Here is a 26,443-nt window from a genome sequence, read left to right on the forward strand (position 1 = left end):
TTATGCTTAATAGTTGTACCGAAACATATGTATTACAATCCAATACCTATGAAGAAGCCCTTGTAGTTGAAGCCACCATAACAAACGAACTGAAAAAACACGAAATTAAACTTTCTAAAACAGCAAGATTAGAAGATGACGGAATAGCGATAGAAATCGGAGCGAGTGTAGTTGTAAAATCAAATGCAGGTGAAATATTTTCTTTTGAAGAAAAAGACGGAATTTATATTGCTGAATCAGCGTTTAGAGCCGAACCAAACAAAATTTACTCATTAGAAATAAAAACAAAAGATGGTAAAGTATATCAGTCTAATGAGCAGACTTTAACAACCCCAAACGAAATAGAAAGTATAGTACCAACTGTTGTAACTGACAGTAAAGAAGGAAGAGGTGTGCAAATTAAAGTGAATAGCTATGACCCTACTAACACTTCAAAATATTACCGATATGAATACGACGAAACTTATAAAATTATTGCTCCTAAATGGCGTGGAGAAAAACTTGTCGTAACCGGACCACAATCAGTTGCTCTAGAGCCAAATTCAACTGATACCAGAATATGTTATGCCACAAAAACTTCTAATGAGATCCTATTAACAAATACTACAAACCTGCAAGAAGACCGAGTAAATTATCAGGTACGTTTTATTAGTGATCAAAACTATATCATTACTCATCGTTATAGTATTTTAGTAAAACAATATGTTCAAAACCTGGAATCCTATACATTTCGCAAGACTATGAAAGAAATATCAAGCTCTGCTAGTGTATTATCACCTAAACAGCCTGGTTTTTTAGATGGAAATATAAAATGCATTTCTAATTCCAGTGAAAAAGCAATAGGCTTTTTCGAGGTATCATCATTTTCATCAAAACGAATATTTTTTAATTATAAAGACCTATTTCCTGGTGAACCTATTCCTCCATATTATACAGATTGTACTGACGAAGAATATAAATATTGTTTTGGATTTAGTATGCCTATTCCGTGTCGTGGTAAAGCATTAATTGACAATATAAGTGCAAATACCGTAACCTATTCTTATAATATAGAAAGTTCTTACTATTACACTGTACCTGTAGAATGCGGAGACTGTACATCATTTTCATCTAACATAAAACCTTCATTTTGGATAGACTAAAACACTTTATAATAGTATTTGTATTTATCAATATACAAATAATCAGTGCACAACAAACCGTTGCTTTGGACGAAACGGTATTCATTCACACCAATACAACAACGATTGTATCCGGAGAAACTTTATTGTATAAAATTTATTGCCTAAAATCGTCTGACAAAACACCAAGCCATATTAGCAAAGTCGCTTACGTAGAACTCGTGGACAGTGATAGAAAATCAGTTTTCAAAAACAAAATATTCCTTGAAAACAGTAAAGGGCAAGGGGATTATTTTATACCTACAACCTTAAAAACAGGAAATTACAAACTAGTTGGTTTTACGAACTGGATGTTAAACAATACTGAGTCTGGTTTTTTTGAAATAGACATTACTATAATCAATCCTTACAAAGCCAACGAATTAGCTTCTGCCGGAAGTTCAAATACTAATATCAATTTTCAATCTGTAAATAATAGCACAAACAGCACGTTAAATAATATTTCATCAGGAAATTTAAGCCTTAAGCTTAACAAAAAGGCATTCACAAATCGTGAGTTTGTCGATTTAAAAATTGAAGCTTTAGATAAAATTTTTGAAGATGGTAATTATTCCTTATCCGTTAGAAAAGTAGATGGATTAACTGTTAAAAATCAAATTTCGGCAACTGATTTTACTTCAAAATCATATAATACTATTCTTGATTTACAAAGTCAGAAAACACAGCTTCCGGAACTTCGTGGTGAAATTATATCCGGAAAAGTAACAGCAAAAAACAATACTGACAAAGTCGATAATTTATTGATTGCTTTTTCATTACCTGGAAAATCATTTGCTTTCAAAGTTGTAAAAACAGATGCTGGTGGAAATTTCATTTTCAATATTGACAAAGCGTATTATAATTCAGAAATTACCGTTCAGATAATTGAAAATCAATCTAACAATTACACTCTTACCTTAAACAATTTATCTGAAATAGATTATTCGAAATTATCCTTCAACCCAAATTATAATTTACCTTTTTCTATTAAAGAAAATATTTTAGACCGATCTGTTTCAAGTCAGATTGAAAATGCTTACTACCACAAAAAAGCAGACAACATTACTAAGCCTGCTACTTTGGAATCTTTTTATTATCCAGTTGCAAAAGAATACATTTTAGATGATTTTACTAGATTTAAAACGTTAAGAGAAACCATAACTGAGGTAGCTACAGAAGCCTATTCCAAACAAAATAACGGTAAATATTACTTACATGTAACTGATCCAAATGTTTTTCCTCAATTACCTGAGCCCGCTTTGGTATTAGTTGATGGTTTATATTTAGAAAACCAAAATGAACTGTTTAACTACAGCATGAAAAATATTTACAAGATAGAAATCATTGTAGGCCGATACACTTTGGGCCCAAAATCATTTAACGGATTAGTAAGTTTTACCACATTTGATAAAGATTTTAAAAGTACACAAAATGGCAGTTCAATCATAAAAACGACAATTTTAAGACCACAGCCTAAAAAAATATACAATAGAATCGACTATACCAATCCAATTGATTATGAAAGTATTCCAGATTTTAGAAATCAGTTATTCTGGAATCCGGATGTTAAACTAAATAACGATAGTAACAATACTTTTTATACCTCCGATGTTTCAGGTACATTTGAAATAAAACTGGAAGGTTTTGCAAAAAATGGTACTCCAATTTCATTAAAAGAAACTTTCGAAGTAAAAGATTCATCAGCAAATTAAAATCTTTATTCCTATAAAAATTCCCGTTTCATTTTATTGTGAAACGGGAATTTTTATTTTTTTTCAAAACTTTTGTAACTTTTTCCAGACTCATTACGTATAACCATTTGTACACTTTAAAAAATGAGGAGACAACAACATGAGACAACTTAAAATCACCAAGCAGGTAACGAATCGTGAAACTGCATCGCTAGACAAATACCTTCAAGAAATTGGAAAAGTTGACCTGATTACCGCTGATGAAGAGGTAGAGTTAGCACAAAGAATAAAAGCCGGTGATCAAAGAGCTTTAGAAAAATTAACAAAAGCCAACCTGCGTTTCGTAGTATCTGTGGCAAAACAATATCAAAATCAAGGATTAACACTTCCTGATTTAATTAACGAAGGAAACTTAGGATTGATTAAAGCGGCTCAACGTTTTGATGAAACTCGTGGTTTCAAATTTATCTCTTATGCAGTTTGGTGGATTCGTCAATCGATTCTTCAGGCTTTGGCAGAGCAATCACGTATCGTTCGTTTACCATTAAACAAAATTGGTTCTATCAATAAAATCAACAAGATGTACGCATTATTAGAGCAATCTAACGAGCGTCCGCCATCTGCTGAGGAAATTGCAAAAGAACTTGACATGACCGTAAATGATGTAAAAGAGTCTATGAAAAACTCTGGTCGTCACTTATCAATGGATGCACCTCTTGTAGAAGGAGAAGATTCTAACCTTTATGACGTATTACGTTCTGGTGAGTCTCCAAATCCTGACAGAGAATTAATTCACGAATCTTTACGTACTGAAATAGAGCGTTCTTTAGAAACATTAACTCCAAGAGAGGCAGATGTTGTTCGTTTGTATTTTGGGCTTGGTGATCAGCACCCAATGACTCTTGAAGAAATAGGAGAAACTTTCGACCTGACTCGTGAGCGTGTACGTCAGATTAAAGAAAAAGCAATCCGCAGATTAAAACATACTTCTAGAAGTAAAATCTTAAAAACATATCTTGGGTAAAACCCAAATTCCAATATCTTAGAACCCAAATTCCAATTTAATTGTTGGAATTTGGAATTTTATATAATTTTCTATAATATTGGATTTTATAGCAAACAACAGTTTGATTGACTGTTCGTTTTTTGATTGATGATTGAAACTCCGGCTGATTACCGGAGTTTTTTATTTGTTTTAAACCATTAAGATATTAAGTTAAATTAAGAAAGAATAATTCAGCTTATAAAAAAACAAAAAAAATCATACTTTGAGCTTTATTTTCTTAATCTCTTAATGGTTAGAAAATAAAATTTCATTTTAAACTAACTAAAAATTACCTTTGTAAAAACAACACACTAACTACACAATGAAGAATACACTTATAGCTCCTTCTGTACTTGCAGCTGATTTTGCGAATTTACAACGCGACATCGAAATGATTAATAACAGTCAGGCCGATTGGTTTCATATCGATATTATGGACGGTGTTTTTGTTCCAAATATTTCTTTTGGAATGCCCGTTTTAGAAGCTATTTCAAAACATGCCAACAAAACAATCGATGTTCATTTGATGATTATTGATCCGGATCGCTACATTAAAACCTTTGCAGATTTAGGAGCAAATAATTTAACTGTACACTATGAAGCATGTAATCATTTGCACAGAACTTTACAGGCCATAAAAGCTGAAGGAATGAAAGCAGGAGTTGCCATTAATCCACACACGAATATTGATTTACTAGAAGATGTAATCAATGATATTGACCTGGTTTGTATTATGAGTGTCAATCCTGGTTTTGGAGGTCAGTCGTTTATCGAAAACACTTATGGTAAAGTAAAAAAACTAAAAGCATTAATCACTCGTAAAAATGCTTCAACACTTATAGAAATTGATGGTGGCGTTACCAATAAAAACGCAAAACAACTAGTAGAAGCAGGCGCAGATGTATTGGTTGCAGGAAGCTTTGTTTTCAAAGCAGAAAACCCAAGTCAAACTATTTCAGATTTAAAAATCCTTACTGCTTTTTAAGTTTTTCAAAATAGGAAAAAAATCGATACCGGTCATTTTTTCGATAGTTTCAATAGGTACTACGTAATCGTAAATTGATTTATCACTTTCTTTGTGAGGGACTAAAAAAGCAATTGCTTTGTGCTCCTTTCCTGATTTAGACAAAACAATTTTATAAAAATATTTAGGAACAGCAACTTCTTCTGTTCCTATTTTTTTATCCGAATCTTTCAGAACTCCACCCGTTACAACATAAACACCATTGTATTTTCCTGCCCAATAACGCACTTTCCCTTCAATTCTATTCCAGATACCGCTATTAAACCGATGTTCCTGAGGCGAAATATTAGAAGTATAAAAAGTATCATCATAAGCCTTTTTACTAAACTCCATGTCTCCGGCAGGACAAAGATGCCCTTTATCATAACCTGATTTTTTGTAATTACGCCAATCAGCAGAGCCCGTAGTTACTTTTGGGTCTTCAATAAAATAAGGTCTTTTAAAATCGTTGTTTTTTAAATATGCAGTTTTTAATTCATAAGCAACCCATTCTGCCTGTTCAAATTTTTCGTTATAGGAAAGCGTGTAATAATCATGTTTTACAATTTGACTTGTGGTGGAAGTTGGCAAGTAATTTCCAGAATACGAAACCAGAACGTCATTTTTCTCAACAAAAAAAGTGCTCTTTGTTTCTGAAATTTCTGCTTTGCTACTCTCCTCTTTTTTACAGGAAATTAAGCTTAAACCTACCAACAATAAAATCCATTTATACTTCATAACCTCAATTTACCTAAAATTAAAACGCTCCATAAATATAAAAATTATGGAGCGTTTTTGTATTAAATACCAAATATGTTTTTTTGAAAACTATGATTTAGCCAACTTGTCTTTTTTCATTTTTGTTGAAATAGGCTTTCTCACTAATTCTTTAGCCTGCAAATCATCTAAAACATTTAAAGCTTCTTCAACATAAATATCTTTAGATAAAGCTTCATGCCACATTTCTCTTTTTTCTTTTAGAACAGGATCGTTTACCATTTCTGTTTGTTCATAAGGCAATGATTTAAAAACCAAATTATTTTTGTAATCTGTAATTGGTTTGTATTTTTTTCCTTCGTTCTCAACTTCAGTCTGAGTAGCTTTAAAGCTTTTAATATTCAAGCTATAGGTGTTTTCTTTGCTTTTTACATCAATCCATCTTGCATTCTCTTCAATTAATTTAAATTGTTGATTTTGTGCAATTCTCATTTTACTATTGGCAATCGCCTGATTGAATTTAGTATTACTATTCCATGTACTGTAATCCGCCTGATCAATTTTATCCCACGGCATAGCATTATCAATATCACGCTCACCCATTTTTAAGTAAGCATAACGATCCGGCATCACGATATCGCTACGAACTCCTTCTAACTGAGTTGATCCTCCGTTAATTCTGTAAAACTTTTGAGTAGTCGTTTTTAAAGCTCCTAAATCTCCAAATTCGGTATTTCGAACAAATTGATTAAGGTCGATTACATTTTGCACCGTTCCTTTACCATACGTTTGTTTACTACCAATAATAATTCCTCGTTTATAATCCTGAATAGCGGCCGCCAAAATCTCTGAAGCCGAAGCTGAGAAACTGTTCACCATAATTACTAATGGTCCGTCCCACTCGATTTTTTTATCTTTATCGTATAAAACTTCTTTCTTTTTTCCTGCAGATTTAATTTGCACGATTGGACCTTCTTCGATAAATAACCCTGCAATATCAACTACAGTTGACAAAGAACCTCCACCATCATCTCTTACATCCAGAATAATTCCGTTGATCCCTTCTTTTTTCAGTCTTTCAACTTCAAGGGCAATATCTTTTCCGGCATCTCTGGAATCTTTGTTTTCAAAATCGATATAAAATTTAGGCAAATAAATCACCCCGTATTTCAATCCGTTTTTCTCTACAATACTTGATTTAGCATAGGTTTCTTCGATTTCAACAACGTCTCTGATAATCGAAATAACTTTGATACTTCCATCAACTTTTTTAACCGTCAGTTTAACCTCGGTTCCTTTATGCCCTTTGATTTTTTTAACAACATCATCCAATCGCATTCCTACAACATCAACCGGCTCTGTATTTCCCTGACCTACTTTCAAAATCAAATCTCCAGCTTCCAGCTGCTTTCCTTTCCAGGCTGGCCCTCCTGAAATCAATTCGTCAATTTGTGTAAAATCATTTTTCTTCACCAATCGTGCTCCAATACCTTCTAGTTTTCCGCTGATATTCACATCAAAACGATCTTTTTCTTCCGGTGCAAAATAACTTGTATGCGGATCAAATCTTGACATAATTGAGTTTACATAAACAGAAAACCAATCACTTTTATTCAAATCCTTAACAATTCCAAAATTATCATCTAATGATTTCAGAGAGCTTTCACGTGTTTCTTTTTCAAGCGTTTCAAAAGATTTCATAGTGTAGGCAGGATCTGCTTTCTTTTTATCTTCTTCTACTTTTTGTTTGGTAACAAGTGATGAAAGTGTCGATAATTTAATTTGTTTTCTCCACTTTTCGTTCTGTTCAGCTGGTGTTTTTGCATACGGGATATGCTCATAATCAGCATTAAAAGTTTCATCAACATCATAGTTGAATGGTTGAGCCAAAATAACTTTATAGCGTTTTTTGCTTTCTTCCATACGCTTCATTAACCTTGCATACGTAAGATTAAAGAACGTTAAATCTTTATTTACGAACTGATCGTCAAGCATCAATTCGTACTGTTTAAACTCATCAATATCCGACTGAAGAAAGAATCGTTTTGAAGGATCTAATGCTTCAATATAATCTTTAAAAACACCTTTTGAAAATTCATCGTTTACATCTGCCGGGCTGTAATGTCCTTTTTCAATAACAAAAGCCAGCAATTCTAAAAGCATTTTATCTTTATTCGGGTCCGGATCAACAGTTCGGTCTGCATTTAGTTTAAATGCAAAAAGGGTGACTGATAAGCATAATACGGCTATGAGTATTTTATAATTTCTTTTCATAAATTCAATAATAGCATTCATCAATTTTTGTGTGTAAGTTACGGTAAAAACTGTGCCATCAAAGACAAGTTTGCCATAATTTTTTGTTAAAGATATGAAAATGTTTGACGCATAAAAATCTTCGAATGCTAAGTTTACAAATTTTGTTTTAATTGTTACTATTCTAATAAAATCTGTCACTACATTTGTTCTTTTTAATTTATTTTTTACAAAAAAACCTTTATTATCTCCTATGAAAAATAAAAAACCACTGATTTTAGTTACCAATGACGACGGTATTACAGCACCGGGAATAAGAGCTTTAATAAGTGTTATGGCAACAATTGGCGATATTATAGTAGTGGCTCCTGACAAACCTCAAAGTGCGATGGGGCACGCCATAACCATTAATAATACCTTGTATCTGGATAAAATTTCTAAAGAAAACGATACCATTATTGAATATACCTGTTCCGGAACTCCCGTTGATTGTGTAAAACTGGCCGTAAATGAAATCTTAAAAAGAAAACCAGACTTATGCGTTTCAGGCATTAACCACGGATCAAACTCTTCTATAAACGTGATTTATTCCGGTACTATGAGTGCAGCTGTCGAAGCCGGAATCGAAGGAATTCCTGCTATCGGATTTTCTTTATTAGATTTCGACTGGAATGCTGATTTTGAACCTATTAAATCTTTTGTAAAAAAAATTGCTTTAGAAACATTAGAAAACAAACTCCCGGAAGGTGTTATTTTAAACGTTAATTTTCCAAAACTAAAAGAAAAAGACATTAAAGGAATCAAAATTTGTCGTCAGGCGAAAGCTTATTATTCACAAAAATTTGATAAAAGACAAACTCCGTCCGGAAGAGATTATTACTGGCTTACAGGTGATTTTGTTAATCAGGATAAAGGCGAAGATACCGACGAGTGGGCTTTGGAAAATGGCTATATATCAGTCGTTCCCGTTCAGTATGACTTAACAGCACATCATACCATACAACAACTTAACACCTGGAATTTAAATGAATAAAAAAGACATTCTTATTGGTTTTATTATTGGGATTTTGACTTCATTTTTAGGAAGTTATCTATTTATAACCTTTTTTACCGATTTTGATTTTTTTACCGGAATAAAAACCATAAAAGCCAACGGTTATTTAGGAAAGGTAATCACGCTGGGCACAATTCTGGATCTTGTGGTTTTTACAATTTTATTAAACAGAAATAAGGAATTTATGGCACGCGGGGTTATTTTGGCCGTGATAATTTTAGCTATTTCAACTTTATTTATTTAAATCTTATCTTTGCCTTATCTTTTCAATCGAAGTCAACAATTGAGAGATACCATCAAAAAAATCAATATGAAATATTATATCATAGCTGGCGAAGCATCTGGTGATTTACACGGATCTAATTTAATGAAGGAACTTTACAAGGAAGATCCTGATGCCGAAATTCGTTTTTGGGGAGGAGATTTGATGCAAAAAACCGGAGGCACTTTAGTAAAACACTATCGTGAATTGGCTTTTATGGGATTTGTTGAAGTGATTTTTAATCTAAAAACCATTCTCAATAATATTACATTTTGCAAAAAAGACATCACCGCCTTCAATCCTGATGTATTAATTTTTATAGATTATCCAGGTTTTAATATGCGTATTGCCAAATGGGCCAAAGAGTTGCATTATAAAACACATTATTACATTTCGCCACAAATCTGGGCCTGGAAAGAAAACAGAATCACAGCCATCAAACAGGATATTGATAAAATGTTTGTGATTTTGCCTTTTGAAAAAAGTTTTTACGAAGACAAACACCACTACCCTGTTGACTTTGTGGGGCATCCTTTGATTGATGCGATTCAAAATCAACCTGCGTTTGATGAAGCCATTTTTAGAAAAGAAAATCAACTGAGCGACAAACCTATAATTGCTGTTTTACCGGGAAGCCGCAAACAAGAAATCACTAAAATGTTAAGTGTAATGCTAAGTGTTGTAGATGATTTTAAGGAATATCAATTTGTAATTGCCGGTGCGCCAAGTCAGGATTTCGAGTTTTATCAACAGTTTATAACTAATAAAAACATCCAATTTATTTCGAATAAAACGTATGATTTGCTTCGTTCAGCAAAAGCGGCATTGGTCACTTCCGGAACAGCAACACTGGAAACAGCCCTTTTTAAAGTTCCCGAAGTCGTTTGCTACAAAGGAAGCTGGGCTTCTTACCAAATTGCGAAACGCATTATAACATTAAAATATATTTCGCTGGTAAATTTGATAATGGATCAGGAAGTCGTTACCGAATTGATTCAGGATGATTGCAATACCAAACGTATCAAAGAAGAATTGCAAAAATTACTGGAACCAACCTATCGTGAAACACTTTTGCAGAATTATGATATTTTAGAGCAAAAACTGGGTGGTTCTGGTGCCAGTAAAAAAACAGCCAAGCTTATTGTAGCCGATTTAAAAACAAATTAAACCTGTATCGTTTTGAAAAAAACACTCTTTTGTCTGCTAATTATTATTGCATTTACATCCTGTAAATCAAGTTCTTCTGTAGTAAGCAAAAAAGAATCAAAACGCGAAAACAAATACATTGTAAATAATTTAATTGAAACCGCAACAGATAAAATTGGCATTCGGTACAAAGCCGGAGGAACCACCAAAAGCGGGTACGATTGTTCCGGACTGGTATTCACTACTTTCGAATCTGAAAACATACAACTACCCCGAAGTTCTTTTGAGCAATCAAAAATTGGAAAAATTATTGCTTATGATGATGCCCAAAAAGGAGATTTAATTTTTTTTAAAACCAATAAAAGTAAGCAAATCAATCATGTTGGCCTTATTACCGAAGTCAAATCTGATGAAATAAAATTTGTACATTCCTCTACTTCAAAAGGGGTTATTATTTCTTCGACCAAAGAAAAATATTATCAAAACTCTTTTGTACAAATTAATCGAATTCTGGAATAATTTTCAATAAAATAAATTATTTCTTACAATTTTTTTAATACTTTTAAATTCATGAAAGTATTAGATTTCCCTTTGATCAAAATCAACCTTTTTTTCGTCTTAGGCGTTATAGGTTCTTATTATCTAAAACCGTCCATTCCTGTTGCAACAACTGCGCTACTTGTTTCGATATTTGCTTTGGCTTTTTTATATTTTTCTATTAAAAAAAATAAACACATCAACCTTTATTTCTGCATTTCTACATACTCAACTGCATTTTTTATTGGGGCAACCACCTTGCTTTTTCACACAGATTCTATGCAGGAATCAAATTATATTCATTGTAAAACAGCTTTTCAGAAGCCACAATTTATAACGCTTACTTTACGCGAAAAACTTAAAAGCAATGAGTACAACGAACGTTATACGGCGTTAGTAAAAAAAGTCAATAACAACGTTTATTCCGGGAAAATCATATTGAACATTCAAAAAGACAGCACTCAAAAAAAGGTAATTATAGGAAATACCATTCGTTTAAAAACCATATTGATTCCTCACAATTCTCCGAAAAATCCAAACCAGTTTGACTATGGCAAATACCTGACAGACAAGCAAATTTACGCCCAAATCTACGCTGAAAAAGCTGAAATAGAAATTAACAAAACTATCCAGAAAGATATTTGGTATTACACTGCGCTTTTACATAATAGAATTATTCAGAATCTTGAAAAAAAACATTTTAGTCCAACTGAAATGAATGTTGCCCTGGCGTTGATTTTAGGTCAAAGACAAGAAATTTCAAATGAAATAATTAGAGATTATCAATATTCAGGAGCAACCCATATTCTCTCTGTTTCCGGGCTGCATGTGGGTTTTATAATGGCATTTATTATGTTTGTTTTAAAGCCTGTTCCGAATAATAGAAAGGGGTCTTTACTAAAATTAATTACCATTCTAAGTTCTCTAATCACTTTTGCAATTCTGTCCGGTTTATCACCATCCGTTTTACGATCAGTTGTAATGTTTTCCTTTCTTGCCATCGGAAATCATCTTCTTAGAAGCAAAAATAGTTTTCATACGTTATTTGTTTCCATGTTTCTTATTCTGCTTTTTGAACCGTATTTTTTATTCGATGTTGGTTTTCAGCTAAGTTATTTAGCCTTATTTTTTATTCTTTGGCTACAGCCTTTATTAAAAAAAATCTGGACTCCTAAAAATTGGGTCTTAACCAATCTATGGAATGCTCTAACAGTGTCTTTTGCAGCTCAAATAGGGACTTTGCCTCTTTGCCTCTATTATTTTCATCAGTTTCCAGGTTTATTTTTTGTAACCAATATTATCATTCTGCCGCTCTTATCCTTTATAATGTTTACAGGAATTGTAGTAGTGCTATTGGCTGTTTTTGATGCTAATCCAGCATTTTTAATTTGGCTTTTCGAAAAAAGTATTTATTTTTTAAACCAAACCATTCATTTTGTAGCCTCTTTTGAATCCTTTGTAATTCGAAACATTAGCTTTCATTTTTATTATTTAATTGCTTTTTACCTCCTGATTATTTCAACCATTATTTCGCTCAAAAAACCAGATTACAACAAACTAACAGCCTTTTTTGTGTCGATCATACTCCTGCAAATTGCTTTTATTTTTAATCAAAAAGAAATCAACCAAAAACATGAATTTATTGTTTTTAACCAAAAAAAGAAAACAATACTCGCTGAAAGAACGGGACACAAAGTTATCTTTATTACAAATGAAAAACTAGACGAACGCTTACAAAACTATACCATAAATCCTTACCTGACAGCCAACTCAGCAACCGTAAATTCAATAAAAAAGCTTAAAAACTTATTATTCTTCAATGGCAAAAAAATATATATCATGGATAGTTCAGGTATTTATCCAAAACAAATTGAGCCTGATATTTTGCTTCTTACACAATCTCCAAAAATAAATTTAGAACGGGCATTACAAAATCTTCATCCCAAAATAATTATTGCGGATGCTTCTAATAATTATTCCTGTCTAAAATATTGGAAAACGACCTGCCTGAAAAAGAATATCCCTTTTCACGCAACAAGTGAAAAGGGATATTATAAATGTAACTAAACTGTGATTGTTTTAAAAACTTATTCTTCGCTTGGGTGCAAAATTGAATTTGATTGTGCTATCCAGGACTTAGCTCCTCCGGATTTATAGCCTAGTTTTCCTAGCGCGCTAAATGTGGTTTTGTTTTTTCTGATAGAAGCGCTGGCAAAACAAACTTCTGGCAATTCTTCTACACCAAAAGCGTTCTTAAGCCTTACATTTTGTTCTTTATCACTCTCTGAAGCATTAATGTCAGAAAGATCAAGTTTAACCAAAACGACATTATCTCTTGACCAGACAGCAAAGTCGGGTGTTTTAAATACTTCGTTTTGTAAATTTTCCGGTACACCTGAGGCAGTGAAAAAAATCAACATAGGCTTTCTTAGCTCATTGCTTATAGCAATAGCATCCGTCATATTTGTTCTCCAAACTAAGTTTTGTGAATGCATGAAAAAAGAGCCTAAAAAAAACAGTAGGATAAGTAATTTTTTAGTCATATTAAATTGGTTTTGGTTAGATTAGCACGACTAAATTAACATTATATTTTAATTGTGCAACTTTATTTAATATAAAAAATATATTATGTGTTTTTTTAAACATAAAAAACTGATAAAATAATAATTACACAAAATACACCTGAAAAATTTTCTTACTAATGAACCAAAAAAAATCTCCTTATACTTTCGCATAAGGAGACCTCAATTTATATTTTATACTCTTTTATATTTTGCTTTGCTTCACAATACCATTAGCCACTGCAAGCCAGGCATTTGGCCCTCCGGCCACATATCCTGTCTGACCTAAGCCTTTAAAATTTACCCTTCCTTCAACAGTTTCAGCACTTGTAAAGAAGATAGTCGGAAAACCCTGAATTCCAAAAGCCTGCTGCAATTCAGCATTTTGATTTTTAATTTCCGGAGTCTGAGCTACCCTTCTTGGATAATCTAATTCTACCAAAACCACATTATCAGCTGCCCATTTTGTAAATTCCGGAGTTTTTAAAACTTCATTTTGTAAACGAATACACCAGCCACACCAGTCGCTTCCGGTAAAAAACATCAGTAATGGTTTTTTTTCTTTATTACTTATAGTGATTGCCTCTTTTACATCGGTGTACCATTTTAGTTCCTGAGACTGCGCTGTAAAAGCACCAACTAATAATAGCAAAATCAAAAATGTTTTTTTCATGGTCTTTAATTTTTTAACAAATTTAAACAAAAACATAATTCAAATATGTCGTCTATTTTACTTCTTGCATTAATTTTTTAATAATAGGAGAAATAGCAATCAAAATTACTCCCGCAACAAGCGAATATATTGCCAGTTGATAATATCCTTCTGTATAAGACTGCAGCTTCGAAAGCAGGCTATCTCCAGTATTAGATCTTGAAATTTCAGCTCCTAACTTACCTGCAAATAACTGCCCGAAAGCACTAGCCAGAAACCACAATCCCATCATCATTCCGAATAATCTTTTTGGAGATAATTTGGTAATAATAGACATTCCGATTGGTCCCAGACAAAGTTCTCCAAGCGTTGTTACCAAGTAAGCAAAGGTAAAAACATTCAAAGAAGCAATTCCTTCAGAGTTAGCAAAGAATTTCGTTAGATAAAAAACATAAAATGAAGCTCCTAAGAACAAAAATCCTATTCCGAATTTAATCAGGGTATTAGGCTCTAATTTTCGTTTTGCCAGCCAAAGCCACAATAACCCAACAAGCGGACTGAAAACCACTACGAAAAAGGTATTCGAACTATTGTTAACGATATTAGGATCAATTGTAAAAGACAATAATTGATTACTCAGGTTATCTTTTGCAAAAAGCGATAACGAACCGCCACTCTGTTCATAAATAGCATTGAATAAAAGATAGAAAAAGACAAAAAGAAATGCTGCAAAAAGCTTCTTCTGCAAACCTGTATCACCCAATTTTATCAATTCGTAAGTAAAATACAATACTGCAATTATTCCAATTGTGTACATGAAATAATCGGTATAATCCGTGTTTTTTACCATTATAAAAATAAACGGAATACTCAATAACGAGATTACATACACCGCAATTTCCCTGATAGTTCTCTTTTTGGTATCTAAATTCAATAATGGAGAATCACCAATTGGACCCAAATGTTTTTTAGTATATAAAAAGGTAATTAAACCCAAAAACATTACCACCGCAGCTGATAGAAAACAAAGCTGCCAGGAATAATATTTACCTAAATAAATACACAAAGCACCTCCTAAAAGCCCACCAACATTGATTCCGGCATAAAACATTCCGTAACCTGCATCGCGGCGTCCGTCGCTTTCATGGTATAATTCTCCCACCATCGAAGAAACATTTGGCTTAAAAAAACCTGTTCCGATGATTGAAAAAGCGATTCCGTAATAAAACATTTCCTGTGGCGAAAAAGCAATCAGAAGATTCCCGAGAATCATAACGATTCCACCAAAGAACAAAGATTTCCTGAAACCCAGAACCTTATCGGCAAAAATCCCTCCGATAAAAGTAAAGGCATATACAAAAGCCTGAATGGCTCCATATTGCAGATTGGCCTGTTCATCTTTTAAAAAAAGCTGATCTACCATAAAAAAAGTAAGCACACCGCGCATTCCGTAGAAGCAAAAACGTTCCCACATTTCAACAAAAAACAAATGCCACAATTGCTTTGGGTACTTGCCTTTGAAATTTTGTATTTGTTCTAAACTTATAGTATGTTCCATTATAAACTTGTTTAAGTATAAATAAAAAACATCATCTTTTAGCTAAATCCAAAAGATGATGTTTTAAGTAATTTTTATTTTAATAATTATCTAACACCGTGCATCATTTTTTTCAAGAATGGAGTTAATGCAAACAACACAACTGCCGCAAGACCCGTTAGCACCACAAAAACCATAAAGAATTCGTATAGATTGTGAATTGTGAATCCTGCGAAAACCGGATAATGATCCGTAATTTGATTTTTGGCCAACAGCTCTAATTGTGCTGCAGATGGTGTGATCGTTTTATCTAAAACAGCTTGTAAGTCGATACCTAATTCTTTTGCTTTTACAAATTTATCCCCCGTTGCAGGCAAGATAGAACCTAGAGTTCCACCTAAAGCGTAACCTGAAGCATTTGATAAAAAGAATACACCGTATAATAAAGAAGCAAAACGTTTTGGAGATAATTTTCCTACCAATGATAAACCAATTGGCGACAAACACAATTCAGCACAAGTATTTAAGAAATATAATAAAATAAGCCATTTTACTAACAACAATCCTGAAGTTCCAATGTAAGAAACCTGCGTTGCAATCATGAAGAAACTTATAGAAATCACAACCAACCCTACTGCTAATTTTACTGGCGAAATTGGTTCTTTTCCTTTTGCTCTTAACGTATCCCAAAGAATACTAAAAGGAACCGCTAAAATTACCACAAACATTCCGTTGAAAATCTGAACCATCGAAGCTGGCATCAGGAAACCAAAGAAATTTCTATCCGTTTGGTTATCGGCAATAAAAGTCAACGATGAACCTGCTTGCTCAAAAGCCGCCCAGAAGAAAATAATAAAGAACGAAACAATATAAATCACAATAATTCTATCTCTTTCTACTTTTGTCAAAGAAGAATCAGAAATGATTAATCCGGCTAAAGCCAAACCACTTGCATAGATTAAAGTATAAATTAAGTTTTGACCGAAAACAAAGTGAATAATAGCTCCTAATCCTAAAAACGCAATTCCAGCCCCAATTAAAGCTTTTTGAGAAAAGTTTGCTTTTTGTGCTTCACCTTCTTCAAAATCTTCGGCTACGTTTTTAGACGGCAAACCTCCTAATGGTCTTCCTTCTGGCGTAACCACATATTTATTTTTCAAGAAGTAAAAAAGAATTGTTCCTAAAAGCATTGCGATAGACGCTGCTAAAAATCCCCATTTAAAAGCATGTACATCTCTAAAACCAGTAGCATCCTTAACATCTCCTAAAAGCGGACAAATAGACTGCCCCAGAAAAGCTCCGATATTAATACCCATGTAAAAAATAGTAAAAGCAGAATCTAGTTTTGTTTTTTCTTGTTTCGGATACAAACTTCCTACCATACTAGAAATATTTGGCTTGAAGAATCCATTACCAAAAACAATAACTCCCAAACCGCAATACATAATAATTCTGGCTAAATCCTGATTTCCTTCAAAAATACTTCCACTGGTAAACAATAATAATTGCCCAATAGCCATTAATAATCCTCCCAGCAGGATACAGTTTCTGTTACCTAAAAAACGATCGGCTACAAAACCTCCTAACATTGGAGTCAAATAACAAAGACCCAAAAAACCTCCGTAAATCAATGAAGCTTCTTCTTCTTTCATCAATAATGAATTCACAAGAAATAAAGTCAACAAAGCTCGCATTCCATAAAAATTGAATCGCTCCCACATCTCCGTTCCAAACAATACCCACAATCCTTTTGGATGCGCCGTTTTTACCTGAGTTTCTTCCATATTATATGTTATTTAATTAAGGTTAATTTAAAGTTGTTTTATAGATTTTCTTTGATAAAGTTAGTCATTTTATTATAAAGCTGAATTCTCGTTTTACCGCCGTAAATTCCGTGATCTTTATCTGGATATATCTGAGAATCAAATTGTTTATTAGCCTGAATTAAAGCTTCCATCATCTGCATAGAGTTTTGCACATGTACGTTGTCATCAGCCGAGCCGTGAATCAATAAAAACTTTCCTTTTAGTTTTTCAACGTGATTTATTGGAGAGTTTTGATCGTATCCGCTAGCATTTTCCTGTGGAGTCTGCATATATCTTTCAGTATAAACACTGTCATAAAAACGCCAGTTCGTTACCGGAGCAACCGCAATCGCCATTTTGAAAACATCGTTCCCCTGAAAAATACAGTTTGAAGCCATAAAACCACCATAACTCCAACCGAAGATTCCAATTCTTGAAGCATCAACATACGGATATTGACCAATTACTTTTGCAGCATCAATCTGATCTTCAACTTCGTATTTTCCTAATTCTTTTTGAGTTACTTTTTTGAAATCAGCACCTTTAAAACCTGTTCCTCTACCATCAACACAAGCTACAATGTAACCTTGTTGTGTAAGCGAAAGAAACCAATAATCATTAGCACTAATCCACTGATTAGCTACTTGCTGTGATCCCGGCCCTGAATACTGATACATAAAAACAGGATATTTTTTAGAAGGATCAAAATCTTTTGGTTTTAAAATCCAGGCATTCAATTCATTTCCTTTAGCCGTTTTTAAAACAAAAAATTCTTTTGAAGGTAAATTATAAGCTTTTAATTTTTCAGCTAAAGCCTGATTGTTTTCGATAACTTTTACTTCTTTTCCAGACTTTGCTTCGTTTAAAGTATAAGTTGTTGGCTGAGTAGCGCTAGAATAAGTGTTAATGAAGTATTGGAAATTAGGGCTGAAAGTTGCCGCATTTGTTCCTGTATTTTTAGACAAACTTGTTTTATTTTTTCCGTCTAAAGCAATACTATAGATCGCTCTGTTGATAGAACCATTTTCTGTTGACTGAAAGAAAATAGTTTTAGATTTTTCATCAAAACCGTAGTAAGAAGTTACTTCCCAGTTTCCTTTTGTAACCTGATTTTTTAGTTTTCCAGTTTTGTCATACACATAAATATGATTGAAACCGTCTTTTTCGCTAGTCCAGATAAAACTATTATCTTTTAAGAATGTTAAGTTATCAGTAACATCAACGTATGCTTTGTCTTTTTCGTTCAAAACTACTTTTGCAGCAGCAGTTGTCCCGTCAATAAACAACAAATCAAGATTATCCTGATGGCGGTTTAAAACCTGAGCCGACAAAACATTGCTGTCGTTTGTCCATTGTAGTCTTGCAATATAGAAATCATTATAATTATCTAAACCTACTTTTTTTGTAGCATTTGCAGCCGCATCATATATATGTAAAGAAACTACTGAGTTTTTTTCTCCTGCTTTAGGATATTTGAAGGTTTCGATTGTTGGATATAAATCTTTTTTGAAGATTGACATCGAAAATTCCGGAACCTGGCTTTCGTCAAAACGAATGTAAGCTAGTTTTTTACTGTCTTTACTCCAGTCGAACGCACGAACAAAAGCAAACTCTTCTTCATAAACCCAATCCGTGATTCCGTTGATGACCGCATTTTTCTTTCCGTCTGTCGTAACTGCTGTAGATTTCTTTGAAGCTACATCGTACACATAAAGATTATTTTCTTTAGCATAAGCGATTTTTGTTCCATCAGGAGAAAAAGTTGGTTCCTGAACCTGAAAATCAAAAAGCTTGGTTATTTTTTTGGAAGCGATATCGTATAAAAAATAATCTGCTGTAAACGAATGACGGAAAATTTTATTGGAGTTACAAGCTATTAAAATTTGCTTTTCCGAAGCATCAAAAGTGTAACTATCGATTCCGTTTGCTAATTCGCTATGATTTTTAGAATCAACTAAATTTGCAGTTTTTTTAAGTGTTGCAAAATCATAAAGGTCAATTTGCATACTTCTAGTTGCCTGATCAACGTTTAACACCGTATATTGGTTGGTGTTTTTTAACGATTGAAGCGCATCCATTCCTTTTGCACGAAATGTTCCGCCATAAATATTTTCAACAGTAATTTTTTGTTGCCCAAAAACAGTAGCAACTAAAAATAAAAGTATTACAGTAATTTTACTTGTATTCATTAGAATTATTTTAAATATAAAAAAGAGCCCAATTTTACTAAAAAAAATAAACATAATACACATTTTAAGTGTTAAATGTTAAAAAAAATAACGATTGCGTAGTCTTCAATTTTTATATAGTTTGCAAACAAAACTCTTAAAATGGTATCTTTGCCACCACATTATTATTTAAAATACTGAGAATGAACAACGCTGTTGCCGGATTTTCTAAATTATCCAAAAAAGAAAAAATAAACTGGATTGCCAATGAGTACTTTTCAAACCCTGAAGAAGCACTAAACATTATAAGAAATTACTGGAATTCAGACGAAAAGCTTCAACAATTGCATGATGAATTCATCGAAAACACCATCACCAATTTGTATATTCCACTTGGTGTAGCTCCCAATTTTTTAATAAACGGGAACTACAAAACCATACCAATGGCAATCGAAGAAAGCTCTGTAGTGGCTGCTGCATCAAAATCAGCTAAGTATTGGGCAACCCGTGGCGGTTTTAAAGCAACTGTAATCAATACCGAAAAAATTGGCCAGGTACATTTTACCTTCAAAGGCGATGCACAAAAATTAGAAGCTTTCTTTAATCAAATAAAACCAAAATTCTTTTCAGACACACAAAGCATTACCAAAAATATGCAGCAACGTGGCGGAGGAATTCTAAATATCGAACTTCGTGACAAACGCGATTTATTGGATAATTATTTTCAGCTGCATGCTACTTTCGAAACCAAAGACAGTATGGGCGCTAATTTTATCAACTCTTGCCTGGAGCAATTTGCCACAACTTTAAAAGAAGAAGCTCAAAATACTGATTTAGAAGTAGAAGTTGTCATGAGTATCTTATCGAATTATGTTCCGAATTGTATCGTAAGAGCTGAAGTTTCGTGCCCAATTGAAGATTTAACCGAAAAACACATCCCGAATCCTCAAGAATTTGCAGAACGTTTTGTACAGGCTGTTCAAATTGCTGAAGTGGAGCCATTTCGTGCTGTAACACACAACAAAGGTATTATGAATGGTGTCGATGCCGTAATTTTGGCAACAGGAAATGATTTTAGAGCGGTTGAAGCCGGAGTTCACGCCTACGCTTCCCGCAACGGACAATATTCCAGTTTATCACACGCCAAAATCGAAAACGGAATTTTTACTTTCTGGCTCGAAATTCCACTGGCTTTAGGAACCGTGGGCGGATTGACTTCACTACATCCTTTAGTAAAATTATCGTTGGAAATTCTTCAAAAACCTTCTGCGAAAGAATTAATGGAGATCGTTGCCGTTGCTGGTTTGGCGCAAAATTTTGCTGCTTTACGCTCGCTAACCACCACCGGAATTCAGGAAGGACACATGAAAATGCACCTGAATAACATCATCAACCAATTTGAAGCTAACGACGAAGAACGTCATCAAATAAAAGCACATTTCAAGAAAAACGCTGTTTCGCATAGTGCTGTTGTTGATTTTATTGAAAATTTAAGAAAAAAATAAAATTCCAAAATAATATAGCTAATATAGCTTTTAAATAAAATTCCAAATCCCAACAATTGGAATTTGGAATTTAAAAATATTGGAATTTAAAAAATAAGGAGCTATTCCCGCTATCCGTTACAATCTTTTGCTTTTTAAAGAAAAAAGCAAAAGGATTTCCACTGCTATCGGGGCTAAAAAATAAAATATGAAGAGAACATTTTACAGTAACGGAAAACTCCTTATTACAGGCGAATATTTAGTACTTGATGGCGCGAGAGCTTTTGCATTACCTACAAAATTTGGTCAAAATTTAATAGTTGAAAACGGCTCTGATCAGGAAATTCAATGGAAAAGTTTTAATGTAGATGGAAAAATCTGGTTCGAAGACACTATTTTATTTTCTGAAGTAATCAATAATCCAGAAGCTAAAAACGAAACTGTAAAAACAACTTTGATCAATATTCTACACGAAGCCTATCTTTTGAACCCTAATTTTATTGATAATTCTGAAGGATACAAAATCACAACCGAACTTACTTTTCCTAAAAACTGGGGATTAGGAACTTCTTCGACATTATTAAATAATATTGCACAATGGGCACAAATTGATGCTTTCACTTTGCTTAAAAATAGTTTTGGCGGAAGCGGTTATGATATTGCCTGTGCACAAAACGATACTCCTATTATTTATAACTTAGAAAATAATTTCCCTGTAGTAGAGCAAATCAGCTTCAATCCTGATTTTACAAAAAACCTTTACTTTGTATATCTCAATAAAAAACAAAGCAGTAAAGCAGCCATAAATGCGTATTACAATAACAAAAACACTCAATTAGCTAAAAGTATAACCGTCAATAATAAAATCACAGCGGAAATTCTAAATGCTAAATCTCTAAAAGAATTTGCTATAGCGTTAGAAAAACATGAAATTCATCTTAGCAACATTCTGGAAATTCAAACTATTAAAGAAATGATTTTCCCAGAATTCAATGGAGTCATAAAAAGTCTTGGCGCCTGGGGCGGCGATTTTGTTATGGCAGTTTCTAAAGAAAATCCAACAGCTTATTTCGAAGCAAAAGGATACGAAACCATTCTTTCTTACGATGAAATGATCTTGCAGCAATAATATCCTCGAATACAAGCCAGCCTAAAAATAAAAAAAGTGAACTAAAAGCTCACTTTTTTATTATTCTTTACATGTTTTGTTTCCAGATGACGAACCTTTTGACTCTCTTGTTCATTCGATTCGATTAGAGTATTATGCAAACGTTCAGCCATTTTTTCTATACTGTTTGTTATAGAATCATATACCAGCTCCATTCTGCGGTGCTTTTCTTCCTTTACCGCTTTCAAAACGTGCTCAACAAAAATCTTATCGTATTTTTCAGCAACAGAATCACGGGTATTAGTAAGTCTAATCACATAATCATTACTCAATATGGTTACCTTAAAATGCTGTTCTTCGTTGCTTAAATAATACTTACCTCCTAACTCATCAACATTGATGTCCGTACTACTTACTTTTAGAAGCTCAGTAATTATACCAAAAATATGATTCTCTATTTTAGAATATACTTTAGGTTTTTTTCTGAATAAATTAAACATAAAAAAATTTAAATGTTTCATTATCAAAGTAGTTGTTTATCATTCATTTACAGTTTTATTTAGCCCTTTTCTAACGTCAAATTTATTTTGTTAAAACAAAAGACCGACAAATTAAATGCAATATTTTGGATATCCCAAATTTTTTAAATTATATTTCTATTATTCCCATATAACTTAAGAAAATAGGTAGATAATTATTACAAAAATAACATTTAAAGCCTGTTTAAACAAAATGCCCGAAACGTTCAAATTAAACGTTTCGGGCATTTTTATGATTTTTCTACTAAAAACTAGTAGTTAAATTGCAATCTATTGTCTTCGATTTTAGCATTGTTTTTCAAGGCTGGTAAAATTCTGCTTGCATCAGAACCGCTTTGCGCTTTTAATTTAGCAACATAAGGAGCGTGATTAGCAATCGCAGGAGCTTTTACAGTACTAATGTTTTTTACAACATAAACACCTGTATTTCCTTCGATTGGAGCAGAAACTTTATTAGGAGCTAAAGCAAATGCAGTACCTACAACTTTAGGTTCTTGTCCAACTCCGCCTGGTAAAACAGCATTGTCTAAAGTAACATTTGTAGCTTGTTGAACGGCTACACCAGCTTTTTTAGCAATCTCTTCGATAGAAGAACCAGTCATTTTAGCTTTTAGTAACTCTGCTTTTTTCTTGTTTTTCAAGATTGGCTCAACATAAGGTCTTGCCACTGTTACAGAAACTAAACCAGATTTATTTTCGCTTTTGTATTGTGCAATTACGTTTCCAACATTAGCGATTTCAAAACGTTTTACATCACCAGTACTTGTTTCTTTATCAAATGCCCATCTTACAATTGAACGCTGGTTACCTAATGGACCAAATGCTTCGTCCATAGCTTTAGCCGTTACCGGAGTTGCTACTTTTAAACCTAACTCTTTTGCAGTTGCAGCAAAATCTTTATCTGCAGCATCCATTTCAAATTTAGTTGCCAAAGCAAATAATTTATCTGAAGTAGCTTCAGATGGCTCAATTTTTTGAGCAATAGTCGCCAAACGAATTCCGTCTTGCTTATCTGTAACTTTTATAATATGGAAACCAAATTGTGTTTCAACTAAACCAACTTTTCCAATACCATTAGAGAATACGAAATCATTAAATGGTTTTACCATTTGGTTTGGTCCAAAATACCCTAAATCACCACCTTGTTGTGCAGATGAATCATCAGAAGCTGTAAATGCCAACATCATGAAACTATCCGGATTTGCCTGAACTTGAGCCAGAATTTCTTCTGCTTTAGCTTTTGCTTCTTCTTTTGTTCTTTTTTCTTTAGTATTTGGCGTTTGAGAACCTTCGTATCCGATCAAAATATGACTAGCTTTTGCATTTACACCTGCCTTGAACCCTTGAGATTTAGAAATTGCATAGTACTTTCCAAAAATATAAGGACCATAAATAGCACCTGGAGCTAAGCTGAATAATTTGTCAGCATCAACTGCTGGCAAAGCATTTTTAGGAACATAAGATGAATCGTAAGGAACATCAGAATTTGCGTTTACAAACTCAGCAATGTTTTTTGCATTTCTAAATCCTGCTACAGAATCTGTTTGTTTGGTTTGCTCGTTGTATTTAACACTTCCTGTTAACAAAGCAGTAATTCTTGATTTAATCTCAACTTCGTCTTCTTTCGAAGGTTTGTCTTCAATTAAAACGTATTGAATTTCACGAGTGGCATCCGCTTTGAATTTCTTCTCGTTTTTCTTCATGTACTCTACAATCTCATCATCTGAAACTTTTACTTCACTGTCTTTGATAGAAGAATACAATCCTGCAGCGTAAGCAAAGTTTACTTTGTTAGCTTCCATTTCGTATTTCAATTTACCTTCGCTAGCAGTAGTATAAAGTCCTGATTTTACTAATGTACTATAGATTTGATATTTTGCATTTAGTGCAGCATCTTTTTCTTTTTCAGTAATGAATTGTGCTGCTTCAGGATTCGTTTTAAAGTACTCCTTGAATTTCACAATATCAAACATACCTGCCGCATTTAGGAACATTGGATTTTTTCCAATATTAGGATCTGCTTTTAAAACTTCTAAAAGATGTTTTTCGCCAACTCTCAAACCTAATTTATCAAACTGAGATGATAATAAAGCGATTGAAACCTCTTGATCCCAAACTCTGTTTGCAGCTTCTGTGGAAGTAATTCCCTGTCCACTTTTTTCAACATTACTAACTTTAACTCTAAAGTCTTCAAATGAAATATCTTTTCCATCGATGCTTCCCACATCTTTTGAACTTTGACTAAAAGTACCGCTATTGAACAAATCTTGTATTATAAATGCAAATAATGCAAGTGCAATAACTCCTATCAATAAAGCGGAACGCTGTCTAATTTTTGCTAAAACTGCCATTTTTATTATCGTTAATTTTATATTCAGTTTGCGAAAATACAATTATCTAGTTAATAACAATACAACTAGGGTTTTATTTTGCAATATTTTTTTAATTAATGAAAAAATATCACTCTTTTAAGGACATTTTTACCAATTCAATTTTCTTATTCGAGCATTCTTCGATGACAAAATGAAACCTGTCTATACGTATTTTCTCTCCTTTTTGAGGTATTTCTTTTGTAAAATCTACAATAAAACCTCCTAAAGTACCGTAAGAATCTCCCTCCGGAATTTCCAGTTTATAGGTTTCGTTTAAATATTCAACATCTAATCTGGCTGAAAAAAGATACTCTCCTTCTCCTAATTCCTGCTCAATTAATTCTTCGTCCAGATCGTGTTCGTCTTCTATCTCTCCAAAAAGTTCTTCTACAATATCTTCGATTGTAATAATCCCTGAAGTACCGCCATATTCATCTAAAACTACAGCTACATTTTTTCGCTTTTTTATCAATAAATCCAGTGCATCTTTTATAAAAATAGTTTCTGGCACAAACTCAACCGCCATCAAGACAGATTTAATTGTGGCTGGTTTTTTAAACAAATCAAAAGAATGCACATAACCCACAATATCATCTAACGAATTTTGGCTCACTACAATTTTCGAATATCCTGTCTCTATAAACAACGCTTTCAAATCAGCGACACTATCAAACAAATCAATATCAACAATTTCTGTTCTTGGCGTCATAATATCCCTGGCTTTCACACCGGAAAACTCTAAAGCGTTTTGAAAAATCTGAATTTCAGAATCTACTTCTTCATCGTCTTCTACAGAACTCATTTGTTCTGTAATGTAATGTCCCAGTTCAATTTTGCTAAAATATAATTGTACCTGATCGCCTTCTGTTTTGAAAAATTTTCTCAGAATTAAATCGGAAATCCAAATAAAAAAAGTAGAGATATAGTAAAACAACCGATAAAATAAATACGCAGGAATTGCAAAAAACTTAATTAAAGAGTTGGCATACACCTGAAAAAAGACCTTCGGAAAAAACTCTGCCGTCATCAAAACTACAACAGTCGAAATTAAAGTCTGAAGAAATAAATGGGTAAATTTAGAAAACTCAAATCCGGATCCAAGAATCCATTTTAAAACCAAATCACCCATAAAAAAACCATACACTACAAGCGCTACATTGTTGCCAATAAGCATTGCTGCAATAAATTTAGATGGTTTTTCAGTAAGCTTAGTAAGGATCTGAGACAGAAAATTATCCTGTTTTTTCTCTATTTCAAGATAAATTTTATTGGAGGAAATAAAAGCTATTTCCATTCCTGAAAAAAAAGCGGCTAGTATTAAACATAGTATTATAATACTAATTTCCATT

General features: G+C 33.0%; 21 protein-coding genes. 11 read left to right on the forward strand and 10 right to left on the reverse strand.

The window, feature by feature from the left end; translation table 11 throughout:
- Nucleotides 1–2 precede the first annotated feature (2 nt).
- The 4 genes from GON26_RS15485 (at nucleotide 3) to rpe (ending at nucleotide 4,881) form a co-directional block, all read left to right on the forward strand.
- Nucleotides 3–1,142, forward strand: a complete 1,140-nt coding sequence (locus tag GON26_RS15485; RefSeq protein WP_230407949.1) for a DUF4249 domain-containing protein — start codon at nucleotides 3–5, stop codon at nucleotides 1,140–1,142.
- Entirely contained in the window at nucleotides 1,130–2,872 is a 1,743-nt protein-coding gene (locus GON26_RS15490; RefSeq protein ID WP_160375688.1) for a hypothetical protein, read from the forward strand. The genes GON26_RS15485 and GON26_RS15490 overlap by 13 nt, the downstream gene beginning before the upstream one ends.
- A 139-nt stretch (nucleotides 2,873–3,011) precedes the next feature.
- Nucleotides 3,012–3,875, forward strand: coding sequence for a sigma-70 family RNA polymerase sigma factor (locus tag GON26_RS15495; RefSeq protein WP_007804760.1), 864 nt, complete (start codon nucleotides 3,012–3,014; stop codon nucleotides 3,873–3,875).
- Nucleotides 3,876–4,218: 343 nt separating this feature from the next.
- Complete coding sequence (rpe, locus tag GON26_RS15500; protein ID WP_160375689.1) at nucleotides 4,219–4,881, forward strand: ribulose-phosphate 3-epimerase; 663 nt, start codon at nucleotides 4,219–4,221, stop codon at nucleotides 4,879–4,881.
- On the opposite strand, the gene GON26_RS15505 is transcribed toward rpe, so the two are convergent.
- Together GON26_RS15505 and GON26_RS15510 are read right to left on the reverse strand one after the other, a co-directional pair.
- Entirely contained in the window at nucleotides 4,858–5,637 is a 780-nt protein-coding gene (locus GON26_RS15505) for a DNA/RNA non-specific endonuclease (protein ID WP_160375690.1), read from the reverse strand. The two genes, rpe and GON26_RS15505, sit on opposite strands and share 24 nt — an antisense overlap.
- 90 nt (nucleotides 5,638–5,727) lie before the next feature.
- Complete coding sequence (locus GON26_RS15510) at nucleotides 5,728–7,911, reverse strand: carboxy terminal-processing peptidase (RefSeq protein ID WP_160375837.1); 2,184 nt, start codon at nucleotides 7,909–7,911, stop codon at nucleotides 5,728–5,730.
- Nucleotides 7,912–8,122: 211 nt separating this feature from the next.
- Here GON26_RS15510 and surE point away from each other — a divergent pair, with 211 nt between their 5' ends.
- The 5 genes from surE to GON26_RS15535 all read left to right on the forward strand — a co-directional run bounded on the left by surE (nucleotide 8,123) and on the right by GON26_RS15535 (nucleotide 12,935).
- Nucleotides 8,123–8,902 (forward strand): 5'/3'-nucleotidase SurE, encoded by a 780-nt coding sequence (gene surE, locus GON26_RS15515; protein ID WP_160375691.1) that lies wholly within the window; start codon nucleotides 8,123–8,125, stop codon nucleotides 8,900–8,902.
- Nucleotides 8,895–9,167 carry a hypothetical protein gene (locus tag GON26_RS15520; protein ID WP_160375692.1) on the forward strand — a complete coding sequence of 91 codons (273 nt, stop codon included), beginning with the start codon at nucleotides 8,895–8,897 and terminating at the stop codon, nucleotides 9,165–9,167. The genes surE and GON26_RS15520 overlap by 8 nt, the downstream gene beginning before the upstream one ends.
- Nucleotides 9,168–9,233: 66 nt before the next feature.
- Nucleotides 9,234–10,352, forward strand: coding sequence for a lipid-A-disaccharide synthase (gene lpxB, locus GON26_RS15525; protein WP_160375693.1), 1,119 nt, complete (start codon nucleotides 9,234–9,236; stop codon nucleotides 10,350–10,352).
- 12 nt (nucleotides 10,353–10,364) lie between these two features.
- Entirely contained in the window at nucleotides 10,365–10,850 is a 486-nt protein-coding gene (locus GON26_RS15530) for a C40 family peptidase (protein WP_160375694.1), read from the forward strand.
- A gap of 51 nt (nucleotides 10,851–10,901) precedes the next feature.
- A complete protein-coding gene (locus GON26_RS15535; RefSeq protein ID WP_160375695.1) occupies nucleotides 10,902–12,935 on the forward strand; it encodes a ComEC/Rec2 family competence protein in 2,034 nt (677 codons plus the stop codon).
- Nucleotides 12,936–12,955: 20 nt separating this feature from the next.
- On the opposite strand, the gene GON26_RS15540 is transcribed toward GON26_RS15535, so the two are convergent.
- From GON26_RS15540 to GON26_RS15560, 5 genes are all read right to left on the reverse strand, one after another.
- Nucleotides 12,956–13,411 (reverse strand): thioredoxin domain-containing protein, encoded by a 456-nt coding sequence (locus GON26_RS15540; RefSeq protein ID WP_160375696.1) that lies wholly within the window; start codon nucleotides 13,409–13,411, stop codon nucleotides 12,956–12,958.
- A 223-nt stretch (nucleotides 13,412–13,634) separates the two neighbouring features.
- Entirely contained in the window at nucleotides 13,635–14,102 is a 468-nt protein-coding gene (locus tag GON26_RS15545; RefSeq protein WP_160375697.1) for a thioredoxin family protein, read from the reverse strand.
- A 52-nt stretch (nucleotides 14,103–14,154) separates the two neighbouring features.
- Nucleotides 14,155–15,639 (reverse strand): peptide MFS transporter, encoded by a 1,485-nt coding sequence (locus GON26_RS15550; RefSeq protein WP_160375698.1) that lies wholly within the window; start codon nucleotides 15,637–15,639, stop codon nucleotides 14,155–14,157.
- An 86-nt stretch (nucleotides 15,640–15,725) separates the two neighbouring features.
- The gene (locus GON26_RS15555) at nucleotides 15,726–17,402 is read right to left on the reverse strand and encodes a peptide MFS transporter (protein WP_160375699.1); all 1,677 of its coding nucleotides are present in this window, start codon (nucleotides 17,400–17,402) and stop codon (nucleotides 15,726–15,728) included.
- A gap of 38 nt (nucleotides 17,403–17,440) precedes the next feature.
- On the reverse strand, nucleotides 17,441–19,612 hold the full coding sequence (locus tag GON26_RS15560) for a S9 family peptidase (RefSeq protein ID WP_160375700.1): 2,172 nt from the start codon (nucleotides 19,610–19,612) through the stop codon (nucleotides 17,441–17,443).
- A 182-nt stretch (nucleotides 19,613–19,794) separates the two neighbouring features.
- Between GON26_RS15560 and GON26_RS15565 the strand changes: the two genes are divergently transcribed.
- Both GON26_RS15565 and GON26_RS15570 read left to right on the forward strand, forming a co-directional pair.
- Nucleotides 19,795–21,096: a hydroxymethylglutaryl-CoA reductase, degradative gene (locus GON26_RS15565; RefSeq protein ID WP_160375701.1), complete on the forward strand. Its 1,302-nt coding sequence runs from the start codon at nucleotides 19,795–19,797 to the stop codon at nucleotides 21,094–21,096.
- Between the two features lie 187 nt (nucleotides 21,097–21,283).
- A complete protein-coding gene (locus tag GON26_RS15570; RefSeq protein ID WP_160375702.1) occupies nucleotides 21,284–22,204 on the forward strand; it encodes a GYDIA family GHMP kinase in 921 nt (306 codons plus the stop codon).
- 41 nt (nucleotides 22,205–22,245) lie between these two features.
- Here GON26_RS15570 and GON26_RS15575 read toward each other — a convergent pair whose 3' ends face one another.
- The 3 genes from GON26_RS15575 to GON26_RS15585 all read right to left on the reverse strand — a co-directional run bounded on the left by GON26_RS15575 (nucleotide 22,246) and on the right by GON26_RS15585 (nucleotide 26,442).
- Entirely contained in the window at nucleotides 22,246–22,704 is a 459-nt protein-coding gene (locus GON26_RS15575; protein ID WP_230407950.1) for a hypothetical protein, read from the reverse strand.
- A 269-nt stretch (nucleotides 22,705–22,973) separates the two neighbouring features.
- Complete coding sequence (locus tag GON26_RS15580; RefSeq protein ID WP_160375703.1) at nucleotides 22,974–25,073, reverse strand: peptidylprolyl isomerase; 2,100 nt, start codon at nucleotides 25,071–25,073, stop codon at nucleotides 22,974–22,976.
- A 109-nt stretch (nucleotides 25,074–25,182) separates the two neighbouring features.
- Nucleotides 25,183–26,442, reverse strand: coding sequence for a hemolysin family protein (locus GON26_RS15585; RefSeq protein ID WP_160375704.1), 1,260 nt, complete (start codon nucleotides 26,440–26,442; stop codon nucleotides 25,183–25,185).
- Nucleotide 26,443: the final 1 nt, after the last annotated feature.

Origin of the sequence: Flavobacterium hydrocarbonoxydans, from assembly GCF_009789235.1 — a bacterium.
GTDB lineage: Bacteria > Bacteroidota > Bacteroidia > Flavobacteriales > Flavobacteriaceae > Flavobacterium > Flavobacterium hydrocarbonoxydans.